Origin of the sequence: Pseudomonas sp. SMV71 (assembly GCF_052042015.1) — a bacterium.
Lineage (GTDB): Bacteria > Pseudomonadota > Gammaproteobacteria > Pseudomonadales > Pseudomonadaceae > Aquipseudomonas.
In genome coordinates this window covers 1-15,363 of the sequence record NZ_JBKGGU010000001.1, presented here as the reverse complement: position 1 = coordinate 15,363, position 15,363 = coordinate 1, and the positions used below count along the sequence as shown (strand labels likewise).

The 15,363-nt window shown below is 63.1% G+C and carries 17 protein-coding genes; 10 read left to right on the top strand and 7 right to left on the bottom strand.

The window, feature by feature from the left end; all coding sequences use genetic code 11:
- Positions 1–80: 80 nt before the first annotated feature.
- Positions 81–2,531, bottom strand: a complete 2,451-nt coding sequence (locus tag ACLEJQ_RS00085; RefSeq protein ID WP_440791052.1) for a penicillin acylase family protein — start codon at positions 2,529–2,531, stop codon at positions 81–83.
- A 358-nt stretch (positions 2,532–2,889) separates the two neighbouring features.
- On the opposite strand from ACLEJQ_RS00085, the gene ACLEJQ_RS00080 reads away from it, so the two are divergent.
- Positions 2,890–3,447 carry a cysteine hydrolase family protein gene (locus ACLEJQ_RS00080; protein WP_440791050.1) on the top strand — a complete coding sequence of 186 codons (558 nt, stop codon included), beginning with the start codon at positions 2,890–2,892 and terminating at the stop codon, positions 3,445–3,447.
- A 187-nt stretch (positions 3,448–3,634) separates the two neighbouring features.
- Here the strand turns inward: ACLEJQ_RS00080 and ACLEJQ_RS00075 are convergent, their stop codons facing one another.
- From ACLEJQ_RS00075 to ACLEJQ_RS00060, 4 genes are all read right to left on the bottom strand, one after another.
- Positions 3,635–3,838 carry an SEC-C metal-binding domain-containing protein gene (locus ACLEJQ_RS00075; RefSeq protein WP_003198420.1) on the bottom strand — a complete coding sequence of 68 codons (204 nt, stop codon included), beginning with the start codon at positions 3,836–3,838 and terminating at the stop codon, positions 3,635–3,637.
- A 5-nt stretch (positions 3,839–3,843) separates the two neighbouring features.
- Positions 3,844–4,329, bottom strand: a complete 486-nt coding sequence (locus tag ACLEJQ_RS00070; RefSeq protein WP_440791048.1) for an LEA type 2 family protein — start codon at positions 4,327–4,329, stop codon at positions 3,844–3,846.
- A 68-nt stretch (positions 4,330–4,397) separates the two neighbouring features.
- Positions 4,398–4,874: a YchJ family protein gene (locus ACLEJQ_RS00065; RefSeq protein WP_440791627.1), complete on the bottom strand. Its 477-nt coding sequence runs from the start codon at positions 4,872–4,874 to the stop codon at positions 4,398–4,400.
- Positions 4,875–4,885: 11 nt separating this feature from the next.
- Complete coding sequence (locus ACLEJQ_RS00060) at positions 4,886–5,383, bottom strand: DUF6231 family protein (protein WP_440791047.1); 498 nt, start codon at positions 5,381–5,383, stop codon at positions 4,886–4,888.
- 192 nt (positions 5,384–5,575) lie between these two features.
- On the opposite strand from ACLEJQ_RS00060, the gene ACLEJQ_RS00055 reads away from it, so the two are divergent.
- From ACLEJQ_RS00055 to ACLEJQ_RS00040, 4 genes are all read left to right on the top strand, one after another.
- The gene (locus ACLEJQ_RS00055) at positions 5,576–6,271 is read left to right on the top strand and encodes an OmpA family protein (RefSeq protein WP_440791045.1); all 696 of its coding nucleotides are present in this window, start codon (positions 5,576–5,578) and stop codon (positions 6,269–6,271) included.
- Between the two features lie 89 nt (positions 6,272–6,360).
- A complete protein-coding gene (locus ACLEJQ_RS00050) occupies positions 6,361–7,086 on the top strand; it encodes an OmpA family protein (RefSeq protein ID WP_440791043.1) in 726 nt (241 codons plus the stop codon).
- 143 nt (positions 7,087–7,229) lie between these two features.
- On the top strand, positions 7,230–7,502 hold the full coding sequence (locus tag ACLEJQ_RS00045) for a DUF1145 domain-containing protein (protein WP_440791042.1): 273 nt from the start codon (positions 7,230–7,232) through the stop codon (positions 7,500–7,502).
- Positions 7,495–8,253, top strand: a complete 759-nt coding sequence (locus tag ACLEJQ_RS00040; protein WP_440791040.1) for a collagen-like protein — start codon at positions 7,495–7,497, stop codon at positions 8,251–8,253. The genes ACLEJQ_RS00045 and ACLEJQ_RS00040 overlap by 8 nt, the downstream gene beginning before the upstream one ends.
- Before the next feature lie 132 nt (positions 8,254–8,385).
- Here the strand turns inward: ACLEJQ_RS00040 and ACLEJQ_RS00035 are convergent, their stop codons facing one another.
- Complete coding sequence (locus ACLEJQ_RS00035; RefSeq protein WP_440791039.1) at positions 8,386–8,850, bottom strand: CopD family protein; 465 nt, start codon at positions 8,848–8,850, stop codon at positions 8,386–8,388.
- A gap of 100 nt (positions 8,851–8,950) precedes the next feature.
- On the opposite strand from ACLEJQ_RS00035, the gene dinG reads away from it, so the two are divergent.
- The 4 genes from dinG (at position 8,951) to pdxH (ending at position 14,412) form a co-directional block, all read left to right on the top strand.
- The gene (gene dinG / locus ACLEJQ_RS00030) at positions 8,951–11,095 is read left to right on the top strand and encodes an ATP-dependent DNA helicase DinG (RefSeq protein WP_440791037.1); all 2,145 of its coding nucleotides are present in this window, start codon (positions 8,951–8,953) and stop codon (positions 11,093–11,095) included.
- Between the two features lie 266 nt (positions 11,096–11,361).
- Positions 11,362–12,507 carry a serine hydrolase domain-containing protein gene (locus ACLEJQ_RS00025; protein WP_440791035.1) on the top strand — a complete coding sequence of 382 codons (1,146 nt, stop codon included), beginning with the start codon at positions 11,362–11,364 and terminating at the stop codon, positions 12,505–12,507.
- Between the two features lie 117 nt (positions 12,508–12,624).
- Complete coding sequence (locus ACLEJQ_RS00020) at positions 12,625–13,740, top strand: OmpA family protein (RefSeq protein WP_440791034.1); 1,116 nt, start codon at positions 12,625–12,627, stop codon at positions 13,738–13,740.
- Between the two features lie 24 nt (positions 13,741–13,764).
- Positions 13,765–14,412, top strand: a complete 648-nt coding sequence (gene pdxH / locus ACLEJQ_RS00015) for a pyridoxamine 5'-phosphate oxidase (RefSeq protein WP_440791032.1) — start codon at positions 13,765–13,767, stop codon at positions 14,410–14,412.
- Here pdxH and ACLEJQ_RS00010 read toward each other — a convergent pair.
- A complete protein-coding gene (locus ACLEJQ_RS00010) occupies positions 14,360–14,644 on the bottom strand; it encodes a hypothetical protein (RefSeq protein WP_440791030.1) in 285 nt (94 codons plus the stop codon). The two genes, pdxH and ACLEJQ_RS00010, sit on opposite strands and share 53 nt — an antisense overlap.
- A gap of 169 nt (positions 14,645–14,813) precedes the next feature.
- On the opposite strand from ACLEJQ_RS00010, the gene ACLEJQ_RS00005 reads away from it, so the two are divergent.
- The gene (locus ACLEJQ_RS00005; RefSeq protein ID WP_245138243.1) at positions 14,814–15,278 is read left to right on the top strand and encodes a glycine zipper 2TM domain-containing protein; all 465 of its coding nucleotides are present in this window, start codon (positions 14,814–14,816) and stop codon (positions 15,276–15,278) included.
- Positions 15,279–15,363: the final 85 nt, after the last annotated feature.

Genomic DNA, 15,363 nt, shown 5'->3' with positions numbered 1-15,363 from the left:
TCATTTGCGGACGCTGCGCGCTGGAGCGCCAGCCCGGCCGAGCGGGAGCAAGCTCCCTCGCCACAGGATTGTGGTTGCGATTATTTGCCGGGCACCAAGGTCAACCGCGTCTTGCCATACGCCCGGTCAAAGTTCTGCGGTTGCAGCGGCAGGTTCTGATATTGGCCCTTGATCCACGGATCGATGCCGTTGACGTAGTTCGGGCTGGCCGGGTTGCCGGACTGGCCGGTGCCGCCCTGGACCAACAGCGGTTCAGGCTGGCCGAAGTCCACGATCAAGCGCATCGACGGCGCCTGGACCGTATTGAAGTCCTGGCCCCAGGCAAACGTCGAAACATTGAGCGTGCTGGCGTCACCACCGGCCGCGACTGGACCGCGCACGGTCTGTCCACTGCTGTTTTTCCAGGCGTAGCTGTGCAGTTTTCCCCACTGCCAGGCCTTGTGGTCGCCGCCCAACTGGCTGTCGCCGGCGTTGATGGCCGCGGCCAGGCTGCGGGCGAGAATCACGGCCTTGTCTTCTTTCTGAGGGGTGCGCACGTCATCCCAGAACGGGCTGTCCTCGCGACCCAACAGATGATCGGCCTGGGCCGAGTAGGACAATTGACCATTGGCCACCAGCGCTTTCCAGGCCGGGCTGCTCTCGGGGCCCAGTTCGTCGAGGAAAATCTGCTTCATGCTTTCTTGCAGGAACAGCTCATAAATCGCCGCGTCGGCCGAGGTCGGGCTGAGCCGGCCATCGAAGGCCATCAGGCGGGTATAGGCTTCGCGGGCCTTGGCCCGGTCCGCCACAGGCAGTCCGTCGATTGCCTGCTTGAGCGGTTGGGCCATGCCGGGCGCTTCGAAGACTTTCTTGAGCTTGGCCGCGAGCGTGGTGGTCTGGTCATATTGCATCGCAGTCAGGCTGCGGCTGTCGTGCTTGCCGGCATTGGCCAGTTCGGCCAGGCGCTCGCCGCGCTCCGGTGCGGCCCAGGAGTTGGAGAGCTGCATGCCGTAACCGTGGGGAATGACGCGCTGGTTGGCGGTGCCGAGCCAGCCCTGGGCGGGGTCCTGATCATAGGGGTGCAGCATCGGGTCGGCGTAACCGTCCCAATCGTAGCGGCCGTCCCAGCCCGGCGATGGCAGCAGGCCTTCGCCTTCACGGCGGTTCGGGTAGCGACCGGTGACCTGCCAGCCGATGTGGCTGGCATCGGCAAAGACCAGGTTGGCGGCCAGGGCGCGGATTTCCCGACTGGCATCCGAGGCTTTCTCGGCGCTCTGTGCCCGGGACAGATCGAAGAACGCGTCCAGGGTCTTGTCGTCGCTGAAGCTCGGCGTCTGCAAGGCCAGGCCGAAACCGTTGGCCATAGCCGGGCCTTGGGCGCTGTTGAGCAGCGGGCCGTGGCGGGTCTCGAACACCGCTTCACGAATCGGCCGCTGACCTTTGATGAAGTAGGTTTCGTTGCGCACCGTTGCCGGCTGCCATTTGCCGTTGACCTCGTAGGACAGACCATTGCCCTGACGTCGGATTTTTTCCAGGAACAGGTCCTGGTTGTCCCCCAGTACGCTGGTCATGCTCCACGCGACTTTACCGTTGAAGCCGGCGAGGATCATCGGAATACCCGCCACCGACACCCCGGCGGCCTGATACTTGGGAGCACGGATCTGCACCGGGCTCCACAGCGACGGCGCAACCAGCGGTCCGTGACTGTCGCTGGCCAGCAGGCTCTTGCCGCTGCGGCTGCGTTGCGGGGCGATGGCCCAGTTACTCGATGACGCCACGTTCAACAGGTTCAGCTCGGCCAATTGACCGGTGGCCTTACTGATTTCGGCGAGGCCCGGCACCTGGCCGTTGAGCCGGATGCCTTGGAGTTTGTCGGCTTCGGCCAAGGGCAACTGCTCATCCGGATAGGACGGGCTCAGCCAGGCGAGCTTGTCGTTGCTGACGCTCTGGGCCAGCACCAGGCTGGCGATTTCTTCCGGCAGGTTTGCCGACTGGCTGAAATTCAGCAGACAGAACATCAACGCCGAGTCTTCGGGTTTCCAGTATTCAGGTTTGTATCCGCTGGCGGCCAGGTCCGATGGCAGCTTGTCGCGGTAGCGGAACAGGTAAGCGTTGACGCCACGGGCGTAGACCTCGAAGAACCGCTTGAGCCGTGGCGAAGAGGCCTTGTACAGCTCGTCGGCGTTTTTCTTCAGGTTGACGGCACGCATGTAGCGGTCGACCTCCAGCCGCTCGGCGCCGGACATTTCCGCCAGCCGCCCCTGGGCCAGCAGGCGCAGGGTCACCATCTGGGTGATGCGGTCGCTGGCGTGGACATAACCGAGGGTGAACAGGGCGTCATGGAAGCTGTTGCTTTCGATCAGCGGCATGCCCATGGCATTGCGCCGGACCGAGACGTTCTGCGCCAGCCCCTTGAGCGGTTGCACGCCTGAAGTGGGCGGTACCGAATCCTGGGCATTCCAGGTCTGGCACCCGCTCAAACCGAGCACACTGGCTACTGTGGCGGCAAGGCCGAGCCGGGGGATGAGAGAAATAGAGGCTGGCGAGGCCATGGCAAAGCTCCTGCGGGAGGGGGTGGCACCAATAAAGGCGCTACGTTAGTGAGCGGGCGAAGGCCGCGCAAGCGGGGGCGGGGGTTATTTGTGGTTTTGCCGATGAAACCCGAATATGGCGGTCTGGCCCCGTTACCCGTGGCGAGGGAGCTTGCTCCCGCTCGGCTGCGCAGCAGGCGCAATCAACTTTGACGATTGAAAAGCGAGGGCGGCTTCGCCCGAGACGTCGGACCGCCCCAGCGGGAGCAAGCTCTCTCGCCACAGGATTTGTGTGAACCCGATGATCGAGGGCTTGCCTGTAGCAGCCCGTGATGCTCAAGTGCGGGACACCAAAGGGGCCGAGCAAGGAAAAACCGGCATGCAGCTACACAAAGACGCGGCGCTGATTCTCATCGATCAACAGAAAGGCATCCTCCATCCCAGGCTCGGCCCGCGCAACAATCCCAAGGCGGAACTGCGGATGTTGGAGTTATTGGCGTTCTGGCGGCACTCGGCGCGACCGGTGATCCATGTCCATCACTTGTCCCGCTCGCCGGATTCGGTGTTCTGGCCGGGGCAGTCGGGGGTCGAGGTTCAACCGCGATTCGAGCCGATGGCCGGGGAATGCCTGGTGCAAAAACAGGTGCCGGATGCGTTCAGCGGCACGCGCCTGGAAGCAGACCTGCGCAGCGCCGGGGTCAGGCAACTGGTGATTGTAGGTGTGGCGACGAACAACTCGGTGGAGTCCACGGCCCGCACGGCGGGCAACCTGGGGTTCGACACCTGGGTCGCTGAGGATGCCTGTTTTACTTTCGACAAGGCCGATTATTTCGGTAACCCGCGTTCGGCCAGTGAGGTGCATGCCATGTCCCTGGGCAACCTGCATGGCGAATATGCAACGGTGGTCAGTGTGCAGCGGATTCTTGAGGCAAGGTGATGGAGCTGTGGGTTTGGTCGGCAACAGGTGGATCGATGTCGGCTGATCCACCGCTATCGCGAGCAGGCTCGCTCCCACAGTTGGTCGGTGGTGGATGCCGGATCAGTGCACACCGCCCATCCCTCTGTGGGAGCGAGCCTGCTCACGATGACGGATCAACAGGCGAAGAAGTTCTGCGCCAGAATCCTCAAGCCCCGTGGCACTTCTTGAATTTCTTGCCATTGCCGCATGGGCAAGGGTCGTTGCGACCGACATCTTTCAGGGCATTGCGCACCGGTTCCTGGTGGGCATGGCCGCAGTTCGGGCCGTGGACGTGGCCGTGGTCATGGTCGTGATGATGGTCGTGATCGTGGTTGCAATCAGGGCCGTGAACGTGAGGTTGCTGGGTCATCGGGGTTACTCCGCAATAAAATCGGCGGCGATTATCACGCCATTGCGCTCCAGGTGCACGTAGTGGGCGATGAATAAACCGGTTTCCAGTTCGCCTTCCAGCCGATAGGGGATCTGCTCCCGGGGTTTTTGCAGCAGTTTCACCACCTCGCGCACCTTCGGCCACAGGTTGGTGCGCACCGGCACCTTGAAGTACGCGCTATGTCGCGGGCTGACCGTGAACCAGTGCTCATGCTCGCCTTCGGTCAGCAGCAGGTCCCCCAGATGGATGCGGTAGCTCAGGCCGCGCACTGTCAGGTCACTGTCGTTGGGGTTGTCGACACGAAAGTGCAGCATGAACTTCTGTTCCAGCAGCCGGGCCCGCACCACTTCGACCTTGACCAGATGCACCTGCGGCTCCGGGGCATCTTCCCCGTACCAGGACGCACAGCCGCCAAGCGCGACGAACAGCAGCAGGCAAGCAATGCGTAGCAGAGGTGATGAACGGGTCATATCCGCGCCTCGGGTTTATCTCAGTCTAGCCCGCAGGCGAGAGGGTGGGGCGTCGGACCTTTCCCAAATCAACGCGCGAAGTAGCCCGCGCAGCACTTCTTGAATTTGTGCCCGCTTCCGCATGGGCAGCTGTCGTTGCGTCCAGTCTTGACCGGCACGGTCGGGTCGATGAAGTACCAGTGCCCATTGTTTTGCACGAACGAGGACTGTTCTCGGTGGCTGTGTTCCCCCTGGCCGTCGTGCCAGCGTGCGGTGAAGGTGACAAAGGCGTGCTCCGGTTGCCCGCCGAACACCTCGCTGCTCTCCACCTCCAGCCCCAGCCAGGTGCTGTTGGCACTCCACTCGCTGATGGACTGGCGGTCGAGGCCGCCCTGCTGGGCGGGCAGGGTGGTGCGTACCAGGTAATCCACCCGTCCCAGCACGTAAGCGCTGTAGCGCGAGCGCATCAGGGCTTCGGCGCAGGGCGCCGGATGGCCGTCGTGGTAATGACCGCAGCAGGCCTCCAGTGAAATGCCACTGCCGCAAGGGCAGATGGTTGTGTGCATTGTGTTCACGGCTACCACCAATATTTTCCAAAGTTTTCCGGGTTGGCCCAAAAACGTGAGTTGAGCCAGTCGGGGACCTGCTTGTATTCAAGCAGATCGTAGGTGAACAGGGTCAGCACCTGCTCGTCGCGCTGGAATCGCTCACTGGCTTGCAGGGCCAGGGAAAAAAAGTCCGTTTCCTGCCAACCGCAGGCGGTGAGATCGGCCAGCACCGCGATACGGCTGGCGTTGAGATTGCGGATGCCGCCCAACAGGTTCAGACCGTCGCGCTTGGGCAAATGCTCCAGGCAATCGAGCGCCAGGGCCAGGTCAAAACGCCGCGCCGCCACGGTATCCGGCAGTGGACCGGGCCCGGCATGAACCACCTCGGTGTCCGGGTGGGCCTGCTGGAACGCGTCGAGTGCGGGAAAGCCGCTGGCGCCGATCAACAGCAGGGTTTGCGGAGCATAGCGGTCTAGCACGGCCGCCAGGGCTTGCTGGGGTGTGCGCGCGGAAATGGCAACGGTCATCGGAGATTCCTCGTTCAGAACCGCCACGATAGCCTGCCCGGACGCCGTGGCCTAGAGCGGTATGTGCTTAAACGAGTCGATGGGTCGCAAACAGGGGTGAACATCGCAAATGCACAAGGCTGGCGCAGATCCGAACTCGGGTCTTTACTCCCTTGAATCGGCGCCGAGCCGATCCCTCAAGGAGAACACCCGATGAGCATAGTTCGCACAGCGTTACCCCTGGTTCTGCTAACCAGTGTGTTGACTGGTTGCGCAGGTTTGCAAAAAACCGACTGGCCGATCTGTGCGGCCACCGGCGGCGTCGTTGGCGCGGGATTGGGCGCCATTGAAAGCAGTTCCTGGATCGGCCCTGGCGCGCTGGTGGCCGGCACCGTGGCGGGAGCCTGGTGCTGGGCCCATGGTGACGGCGACGAAGACGGTGACGGCGTACCGGACAGCCGCGACAAGTGCCCGGGCACGCCGAAGGGCGTGCAGGTCGACGCCGATGGTTGCCCTCCACCCGCCCCGGCGCCAGTGGTTGAAGAGCCGGTGGTGGTCAAGGAAGAAACCATCGTGATCCGGGATGTGCACTTTGAATTCAACAAAGCCACGCTGACCCCGGCTGACAAGCAGGCGTTGAGCACCGTCGCGACCCGACTCAAGGAAGAATCGTCCACCGCCCAACTGCGAGTCACCGGGCACACCGACAGCGTCGGCAGCGATGCGTATAACCAGCGCTTGTCGCAAAAACGGGCCGATTCGGTGGTGCAGTACCTGGTCGAACAGGGTGTGCCGCGTGCCAGTTTCGTCTCGGTGTCCGGGGCCGGGGAAAGCCAACCGGTGGCGGACAACAAGACTGCCGACGGCCGTGCCCTGAACCGCCGTACCGAGATCCGGATAAATCGCTGAACCCAAGCCCTGCGCGGCTTGTAGAGTTGCGTAGGCGGGTCTTTACTCCTGTGTGACCGGTATGGGCCGGTGACACAGGAGCCTTCACCATGAACGTTCTCATCAGAGCCGTCTTACCGGTGCTGCTGACCAGCAGCCTGTTGTCCGGTTGCGCCACTCACAGCGACGGCAGCGCCTCTCTCAATCAACGTACCTGGCCGATCTGCAGCTTGATCGGCGGTCTTGTCGGCGGCGGCCTGGGGGCCATCGAAAGCAGCGGCTGGGCTGCAGGCGGCGCCGCGCTGGGCGTATTGGGTGGCGGTTTGATCTGCTACGCCCAGGATGGCGATGAAGACGGCGACGGCGTGTTCGACCGCCGCGACCGTTGCCCCGACACGCCAGCCAATACTCCCGTCGAGCATCATGGTTGCCCGCTGCCTCAATACCCGGCCAGTGCTCCGCCGGTCGAGCCACAGGCACCGGCGAGCGAAGTCATCACCCTCAACGATGCCGGCAAGGTGTTGTTCGATTTCGATCAATCCGATCTCACCGCAGAAGCTCGAAGCCAGCTCGACGGGCTGATGAGTAAGCTGAGCCATGCCAATGTCGTCAGCATCCGCGTGGTCGGTCACACCGACAGTGTCGGGACCGATGCCTATAACCAGCGGTTGTCCGAACGGCGTGCCAGCAGCGTCGTGGAATATCTGCTGACCCAGGGGCTGGCGCCAGACAAGCTCACCAGCGAAGGCAAGGGCGAAAGCGAACCGGTGGCCGATAACACCACTGACGAAGGACGAGCGCAGAACCGTCGGGTTGAACTGCACCTGCAACGTTAAGCCCCGACCTAGAGCCGCCGGATTGCCAGGCAAGCGATCCGGAGACTCTGGCCGGACGGCAAATTAAATTTGCCCGGCCCTCTGGCGTAGCCCGCGCGTGAGCCGTTACTGTGCCTCAAAGAATAATGTTCCCCGGGGGGCGTATGAAGGTGTTATGGGGGCTGGGGCGCTTGCTGACCCTGCTGTTCTGGCTGGTGGTGTTGGTCAACCTGATCATGCCGTTCGTCCATCCGCTGCATCTGTTGGTCAATCTGGCGGGGGCGCTGCTGCTGGCGGTTCATGTGCTGGAGTTGCTGCTGTTCAGAGCGAATTTAGGCGGCCAACCCTCTTCCGGCCGTGATCGGCTGCGCGTGCTGCTGTTCGGCATCTTCCACCTGCAAACCCTCCCGACCGCGCCAGAGGCTTCCCATGCGTAAATTGTGTCTGCTCGCTGCATTTGTGTGCCCCTTGGCCAGTGCCCAGGTCGTCCAGGTCGAAAGCCACTCGTTGCTGCGCCTGCCCAACACCACCAGCACCCTGACCCTGGAGCGGCTGGATGTGGCCGACTACGGTACGCTGCTGGTGCCGTCCAACGTCACCCAATTGTCCATCGAACAACTGCACCTGGGGCGCGAAGCGCGGATCGCCATCGTGCCGGCGCAACAGGCCTTGGACATGAAGGTTGCCCAGGCCGAGCTGGCCGATGGCAGCCAGATCACGGCCCGTGGCGCACCCGGTACTTATACGAAGGCGGCCAAGCCAGGACGCGACCTGAACCTGCGATTCGCTGCACTGAATGCACCGTTGTTGTCGGTGGATGCCCGCGGTGGCGCCGGTGCGCCGGGTTACGTCGGTCTCGATGGCGCCAACGGCCAGGCACCGGGTTGCACCTGGGGTTCGGCCGGACGCGGCGCCGATGGCAGCAATGGCAGCGATGGCCAGCCGGGCGCGGCCGGCGCGCTGGTGCGCCTGGAACTGCCCCGCACATACCCTGCCGAGCAGATCAAGGTGGCGGTGGATGGCGGCGTCGGTGGTGCCGCCGGGCAGGGCGGCAAGCCCGGTAGCGGAGGCAAGGCCAAGGGCTGCCTGGTCTACACCGCCGACGGTGGCAAAAGCGGTCGTCCCGGTGCGGATGGCCAGCCAGGGCCTGTCGGCGCGGCGGGGTCGGTGACGGTGCAGCGGTTTTGAATGCTACGGATTAAACCTGTGGGAGCGAGCCTGCTCGCGATGGCGGAATGTCAGTCGAGGTAGATGTCAAGTGAACCGACGCCATCGCGAGCAGGCTCGCTCCCACAGGGTCCAGTGTCCGGGCAAGTCGCATCAAAACATCGGCCGCGCCGCGCCGATCGCCACCACCAGCAACCCGATCAGCAGGTTGATGCCCACCAGCTGGCGAATCTTGCCCAACACTGCCGCACCCGCCGGCCAATCCTGCCCCTCCACGGCGCTGCGCAATGACGGCAGTTGCAAGGCCTGGATGCGGATGAACAGGGCCGCCATCACTACGTACAACCCCATCATGATCTGCACATAACGCGGGGCGGTTTCAAAACCGCTGAAGCGCAGGTGGATCAGGCCTGTGCCGCTGATCGGCAAAAGTACCACCGCGACCCAGACCCAGACGAAAAAACGCTGAAACACTTCTAACCACAGTTTGAGCCTGGCAGGACCTTCAAGTGCCGCCATTGCGGCGGGTCGCAGGATCATCCAGGCGAAGAACATGCCGCCGACCCAGACCAGGGCCGCCAATAAATGCAGGGTGTAGACAAGGGCGAAAAGTGTCATTGGGTTACTCCGTTCTGCGCAGGATCGATTCGCGGGGTATGATAGCCGCCGATCCGAACCACTGAAAATTTATCCAGCGTTTTTTAGCGCCCGACCATTCATGATCAGCACCGAACTCAAAACCACGATCCAGGGCGCCTATTCGCGTTTTCTCGAAGCCAAGAGCCTCAAGCCGCGATATGGCCAGCGCCTGATGATCGCCGAAGTGGCGAAAGTCCTGGGTGACATCGACACCGACGACGAAGGCCGGCGCAGCGGCGAGCCTGCGGTCGTGGCGGTGGAAGCCGGCACCGGTACCGGCAAGACTGTGGCCTACAGCCTGGCGGCGATTCCCACCGCCAAGGCCGCCGGCAAACGCTTGGTGATCGCCACGGCGACGGTCGCCCTCCAGGAGCAGATCGTCTACAAGGACCTGCCCGACCTGATGCGCAACAGCGGGCTGAATTTCAGTTTCGCCCTGGCCAAGGGCCGTGGGCGCTACCTGTGCCTGTCCAAGCTCGACATGTTGCTCCAGGAAGGTCACGCGCAGACCGCCACGGCCCAGTTGTTCGAGGAAGAAGGCTTCAAGATCGAGGTCGACGAGGCCAGCCAGAAGTTGTTCACCAGCATGATCGAGAAACTGGCCGGCAATAAGTGGGACGGCGACCGCGACAGTTGGTCCACGGCGCTGGAAGACGCCGACTGGTCGCGCCTGACCACCGATCACAGCCAATGCACCAACCGCCATTGCCCGAACTTCGGCCAGTGTGCGTTCTACAAGGCCCGCGAAGGCATGGGCAAGGTCGATGTCATCGTGACCAACCATGACATGGTCCTGGCGGACCTGGCCCTGGGCGGCGGTGCGGTATTGCCCGACCCGCGAGACACGATCTACGTGTTCGACGAAGGTCATCACCTGCCGGACAAGGCCATCGGTCATTTCGCCCATTACACCCGGCTGCGTTCCACCGCCGACTGGCTGGAAACCACCGCCAAGAACCTCACCAAGCTGTTGGCCCAGCACCCGCTGCCGGGCGACCTGGGCAAGTTCATCGAGCAGGTGCCCGAGCTTGCGCGGGAGATCAAGACGCACCAGCAGTTCATGTTCACCGCTTGCGAGCAGGTGGCCGATTTCAAGCCCGGTGAAGACGTCGAAGGCCGCGAGCGACCACGCCATCGGTTTGTCGGCGGGGTGATTCCCGAGCACATGCGCGAAATGGGCATCGAGCTCAAGAAAGGTTTTGCGCGCCTGACCGACCTGTTCACGCGCCTGACCGATCTGCTCAAGGAAGGCATGGACGGCGAGGTCAATATCGGCATCGCCAGCAACCAGGCCGAGGAGTGGTATCCGCTGTTCGGCAGTCTGCTGTCGCGCTCACAGGGCAACTGGGAGTTGTGGACCGCCTTCACCACCGAAGACCCGGAAGACAACCCGCCGATGGCGCGCTGGCTGACCCTGGCCGAAAGCGGTTCGCTGTTCGATATCGAGGTCAACGCCAGCCCGATCCTGGCGGCCGAGATGCTGCGGCGCAATTTGTGGAACGTGGCCTACGGCGCGTTGGTGACATCCGCCACCTTGACCGCACTGGGCACCTTCGACCGTTTCCGTATGCGCGCCGGCCTGCCGAAAAAAGCCGTGACCGCTGTGGTGCCGAGCCCGTTTCACCATGCTGACGCCGGCGTGCTGCGGGTACCGGACCTCAAGGCCGATCCTCGGGATGCCGCGGGCCATACCGCCGCGATCATTCGCGACCTGCCGGAGCTGGTGGAGGGCTCGCGAGGTACGCTGGTGCTGTTTTCCTCGCGCAAACAAATGCAGGACGTATTCGACGGGCTCGACCGTGACTGGCGCAAGCAGGTCTTCATCCAGGGCAACCTGTCGAAGCAGGAAACCCTTAACAAGCACAAGGCGCGAGTGGACGGTGGCGATTCCAGCGTGTTGTTCGGCCTGGCGAGCTTTGCCGAAGGCGTGGATTTGCCCGGCGCCTATTGCGAACATGTGGTGATCGCCAAGATCCCCTTTTCCGTCCCCGACGATCCGGTGGAAGCCGCACTGGCCGAGTGGATCGAAGCCCGCGGCGGCAACCCGTTCATGGAAATCTCGGTGCCCGACGCTTCGTTGAAACTGGTCCAGGCCTGCGGTCGACTACTGCGTACCGAGGAAGACCGCGGCACCATCACCTTGCTCGATCGCAGGCTGGTGACCCAGCGCTATGGCAAGGCGATCCTCAATGCATTGCCGCCGTTTCGGCGGGAGATTTCCTGATAGATACAGCTACCGTGCTGGGGGCTTTCGTGGGGAGGGCGCTTGCTCCCGCTGGGCTGCGAGGCAGCCCCAAAGCCAGACACTGCGGTCTGTCAGGCTGATCGCCTTGGTTTTCCTTGGGGTCGCTGCGCGACCCAGCGGGAGCAAGCTCCCTAGCCACAAGAGCGGTAGGTGCCCAGGCCAACCGCCCCGCGGTTGTTTTCAAATGAACCAATGGCTGGAACAATGCCGGCCAGTCCAGAAGTGCTTGAGCAGGGGAGTTGCGGGTGCAGATTCAAGGCCATTACGAGCTTCAATTCGAAGCAGTGCGCGAAGCCTTCGCGGCGCTGTTCGACGATCCTCAGGAACGCGGCGCGGCGTTGTGTATCCAGGTCGGCGGCCGCACGGTGATCGATTTGTGGGCTGGCACTGCCGACAAGGATGGTCATGAGGCCTGGCACAGCGACACCATTGCCAACCTGTTCTCCTGCACCAAGACCTTCACCGCCGTTACCGCCCTGCAACTGGTGGCCGAAGGCAAGCTGCAACTTGACGCCCCGGTCGCTCGTTACTGGCCCGAGTTTGCGGCAGCCGGCAAGGCCTCCATCACCTTGCGCCAGTTGCTTTGTCATCAGGCCGGGCTTCCCGCGCTGCGTGATTTACTGCCGCCCGAAGCGCTTTATGACTGGCAAGCCATGACCGATGCGCTGGCCGCTGAAGCACCCTGGTGGACACCCGGCGAGGGCCATGGCTACGCCGCGATCACTTACGGCTGGCTGCTCGGCGAGTTGTTGCGCCGGGCGGACGGGCGTGGGCCGGGAGAGTCGATCGTGGCGCGGGTCGCCAAGCCGTTGGGCCTGGATTTCCACGTGGGGCTGGCCGATGAAGAATTTCATCGCGTGGCCCACATCGCCCGTGGCAAAGGCAACGTCGGTGACGCGGCGGCCCAGCGCCTGCTGCAGGTGACCATGCGAGAACCCACGGCCATGACCACCCGGGCCTTTACCAATCCGCCTTCGATCATGACCAGCACCAACAAACCGGAGTGGCGCCGCATGCAGCAACCGGCGGCCAACGGCCATGGCAATGCGCGCAGCGTGGCCGGTTTCTATACCGGCCTGCTCGATGGCAGCCTACTGGAAGGTGAAATGCTCGATGAACTGACACGTCAGCACAGTCTCGGCGAGGACAAGACGTTGCTGACTCGGACCCGTTTCGGCCTGGGTTGCATGCTCGACCAGCCGGATGTGGCAAATGCAACATTCGGTCTCGGCCCACGGGCGTTCGGTCACCCAGGGGCGGGGGGCTCCATCGGTTTTGCCGACCCGGAACATGACGTGGCGTTCGGCTTTGTGACCAATACCCTCGGGCCCTATGTTTTGATGGATCCGCGCGCGCAGAACCTTGCAAGGGTGCTTGCCACTTGTCTGTAAACCGCTTCGAGGGCTGCGGCCGGGGGAACCCGGTGCCCTTTTTCGTTTCCAAGCGTCTGTTTATGCGGCCGAATCCGGCCCTTCATTTTTTCCTTCAGTTCATTTTGTGGATATCCAATGTCATCGAATAAAACCCTCGCTCTGGCGCTGTGCTTCGCTATTACCGGTTGCGCACAAACTCCACAGAATGACGCCGAGGGCGGCGGTGGTTGGTGGCCGTTCGGCGGTTCCGATAAGGTCGCGAACAAGGAGCCGGCGCCTGCTGCGCCTTTGAAGCCGGCCGCCGTCGCGCCGCAAGCCAAGGCCGAGAGCGCCACTCACTGGTGGTGGCCGTTCTCCTCCGATGACGCCGGCGACGTTGCCAAAAAAACCGATGTGAAGCCTGAAGCAAAGCCTGAAGCCAAGGCCCCGGCAGCCGTTGCCAAGGTCGAAGCCGAAAGCAACGGCAAATGGTGGTGGCCGTTTGGCGGTAAGGATCAGGAAACCACCAAGGCGGCGCCGATGCCTGATCCCAAGGTCACCCAGGCCTGGCTAGACGACTACGAGCCGAAGCTGCGTACCGCGATCCAGGACAGCAAGCTGGAACTTGAGCGCCGCGATAACGTGTTGGTCGTAACCGCACCTGTGGACAGTTCCTTCAACCCGGATCGCCCGGCCATGCTGTTGCCGGTGACCCTCGGCCCGTTCACTCGCGTCGCCAAGGTACTCGAAGCTGACCCGAAGACGGCTGTGTTGGTCCTGGGGCACGCCGATACCTCGGGCGCCGCGCCGGCCAATCAGAAACTCAGCCAGGAACGTGCCCAGGCCGTGGCCGCGATCTTCCGTCTCAGCGGCCTGCAGCGCGATCGCCTGATGCTGCGCGGCATGGGCGCAGTGGCGCCCCGTGCGGCCAACGACAGTGCTGAAGGCCGCGCTCTGAACCGCCGTGTGGAATTGCTGGTGACCCCGGCCAATACGATGGTGGCACTGCTGAGCAAGTACAACATGCCGGCCCCGGCACCGGTGACGATGGTGGCCGCCCAGGACGTCAAGCCGGCCGCCCCGGCGCCGGCCCCCGCAGCGAAGAAAGCGGCGGCGCCGGCCACCAAGAAAGCCCCGGCGAAAAAAGCTGCAGCGAAGGCCCCGGCGAAGAAAGCCCCGGCCAAGCCCGCCACGCCGGCAAAGAAACCCCAACCGGCCAAGGCCGCCAGCGATACCAAGAAGGTCGCGGCCACCAATACCCCCAAGCAGTGATGGGCTAACCACAAGGAATGCGCCATGACCCAAGCGTTGGCTGATATGCGCCGCGACTACACCCGTGATGGCCTGGCCGAGGCGCAAGCCCCGTCCGAGCCGTTCGCCCTGTTCCACCAATGGTTTGCCGACGCGGTGAAAACCGAACAGGCCCCGGTGGAGGCCAACGCCATGACCCTGGCGACGGTGGACGCAGAAGGCCGCCCGCATTGTCGGATCCTGCTGCTCAAGGGCCTGGATGCCCAGGGCTTCACCTTCTTCACCAACTACGAGAGCGCCAAGGGTCAGCAACTGGCGGTGAACCCATTCGCCGCCATGACGTTTTTCTGGCCGACCCTGGAGCGCCAGGTACGTATCGAGGGCAAGGTGGTAAAGGTGACGCCGCAAGAGTCGGACGCCTACTACCAGGTCCGCCCATTGGGCAGCCGCCTTGGTGCCTGGGCTTCACCCCAGAGCCGGGTCATCGCAGGGCGCGGTGAGCTGGAAGAGTTGCTCAAGGCCACCGAAAGGCGTTTCAGCGACAGCCAGCCCCATTGTCCGGAGCACTGGGGCGGTTATCGGTTGCTGCCCGAGCGCATCGAATTCTGGCAGGGCCGCCCCAGCCGTCTGCATGACCGCCTCAATTACCGCCTGCAAGGGGCGGACTGGACTCGCGAGCGTCTGGCGCCTTAGTGTCGGGGTAAGCTGCCGCAGCGGTATGGAGCCATTGCGGCAGGTCGCGGCGCTTGATGCCTTGTGCCCGGGCACGGCCCAGTTGTTGCAGCATATAGGTTTTCTTCTGCTCATCCTGCCCCGCCAGCGACAGCGCCAGGTCGCGGTCCACCCAGCGTTTGATGCGTACATACAGCCACCAGTGGAAGTACAAACCGGCGACGGTGGTGGCGATGATGATGAAGTAATCCATGAAAAATCTCGGCGTTGATGACGCAGGTTTCTGAAATTGGCGCTACTGTTGGGTGAATTTTTCAGGTGCGCCTGTATCCCACCTGAATGAAAACAATTTTATCCCGGCGAGGCCGTGACAGGCGTCAAGTCGCGGAGTTTAATGAATACCTGTCTTTTGGAGTGATGCTATGCGTAAGTCTGTTTTGCTGGTTGCTTCCTTTTCCACGATGGCGATGTTGCTCACCGGCTGCCAGTCCAGCCTGACCGGCGACTCCTACTCCCGTGACGAAGCGCGTCGCGTGCAGACGATTCGCATGGGGACCATCGAGTCTCTGCGTCCGGTCAAGATCGAAGGCACCAAGACCCCGATCGGCGGCGCGGCCGGTGCTGTGGTGGGCGGTGTGGGTGGCAGTGCGATCGGTGGTGGTCGCGGTAGCGTCGTCGCGGCGGTGATCGGTGCCGTTGCGGGCGGGTTGCTTGGCTCCGCGACTGAAGAAGGCCTGACCCGGACCCAGGGTGTGGAAATTACCGTTCGTGAAGATGATGGCAGCATGCGTGCCTATGTGCAGCAGGTGCAGGAGAATGAGGTGTTCCGTGTGGGTGAGCGGGTGCGGATTTCGACTGTGGGGGGGACGAGTCGGGTGTCGCACTGAGTTGGGGTTGTTGGGGGTGGGGTACATATCCGTTGCTGCGGTAACGGCTGCTTAGGGTTCCGCCCTTACGGCGGGTCACTTTTGG

Bases quoted from the DNA above. Each gene is read 5' to 3' on its own strand.
- ACLEJQ_RS00085 (WP_440791052.1), bottom strand. From the start codon at position 2,531: ATGGCCTCGCCAGCCTCTATTTCTCTCATCCCCCGGCTCGGCCTTGCC.
- ACLEJQ_RS00080 (WP_440791050.1), top strand. From the start codon at position 2,890: ATGCAGCTACACAAAGACGCGGCGCTGATTCTCATCGATCAACAGAAA.
- ACLEJQ_RS00075 (WP_003198420.1), bottom strand. From the start codon at position 3,838: ATGACCCAGCAACCTCACGTTCACGGCCCTGATTGCAACCACGATCAC.
- ACLEJQ_RS00070 (WP_440791048.1), bottom strand. From the start codon at position 4,329: ATGACCCGTTCATCACCTCTGCTACGCATTGCTTGCCTGCTGCTGTTC.
- ACLEJQ_RS00065 (WP_440791627.1), bottom strand. From the start codon at position 4,874: ATGCACACAACCATCTGCCCTTGCGGCAGTGGCATTTCACTGGAGGCC.
- ACLEJQ_RS00060 (WP_440791047.1), bottom strand. From the start codon at position 5,383: ATGACCGTTGCCATTTCCGCGCGCACACCCCAGCAAGCCCTGGCGGCC.
- ACLEJQ_RS00055 (WP_440791045.1), top strand. From the start codon at position 5,576: ATGAGCATAGTTCGCACAGCGTTACCCCTGGTTCTGCTAACCAGTGTG.
- ACLEJQ_RS00050 (WP_440791043.1), top strand. From the start codon at position 6,361: ATGAACGTTCTCATCAGAGCCGTCTTACCGGTGCTGCTGACCAGCAGC.
- ACLEJQ_RS00045 (WP_440791042.1), top strand. From the start codon at position 7,230: ATGAAGGTGTTATGGGGGCTGGGGCGCTTGCTGACCCTGCTGTTCTGG.
- ACLEJQ_RS00040 (WP_440791040.1), top strand. From the start codon at position 7,495: ATGCGTAAATTGTGTCTGCTCGCTGCATTTGTGTGCCCCTTGGCCAGT.
- ACLEJQ_RS00035 (WP_440791039.1), bottom strand. From the start codon at position 8,850: ATGACACTTTTCGCCCTTGTCTACACCCTGCATTTATTGGCGGCCCTG.
- dinG (WP_440791037.1), top strand. From the start codon at position 8,951: ATGATCAGCACCGAACTCAAAACCACGATCCAGGGCGCCTATTCGCGT.
- ACLEJQ_RS00020 (WP_440791034.1), top strand. From the start codon at position 12,625: ATGTCATCGAATAAAACCCTCGCTCTGGCGCTGTGCTTCGCTATTACC.
- pdxH (WP_440791032.1), top strand. From the start codon at position 13,765: ATGACCCAAGCGTTGGCTGATATGCGCCGCGACTACACCCGTGATGGC.
- ACLEJQ_RS00010 (WP_440791030.1), bottom strand. From the start codon at position 14,644: ATGGATTACTTCATCATCATCGCCACCACCGTCGCCGGTTTGTACTTC.
- ACLEJQ_RS00005 (WP_245138243.1), top strand. From the start codon at position 14,814: ATGCGTAAGTCTGTTTTGCTGGTTGCTTCCTTTTCCACGATGGCGATG.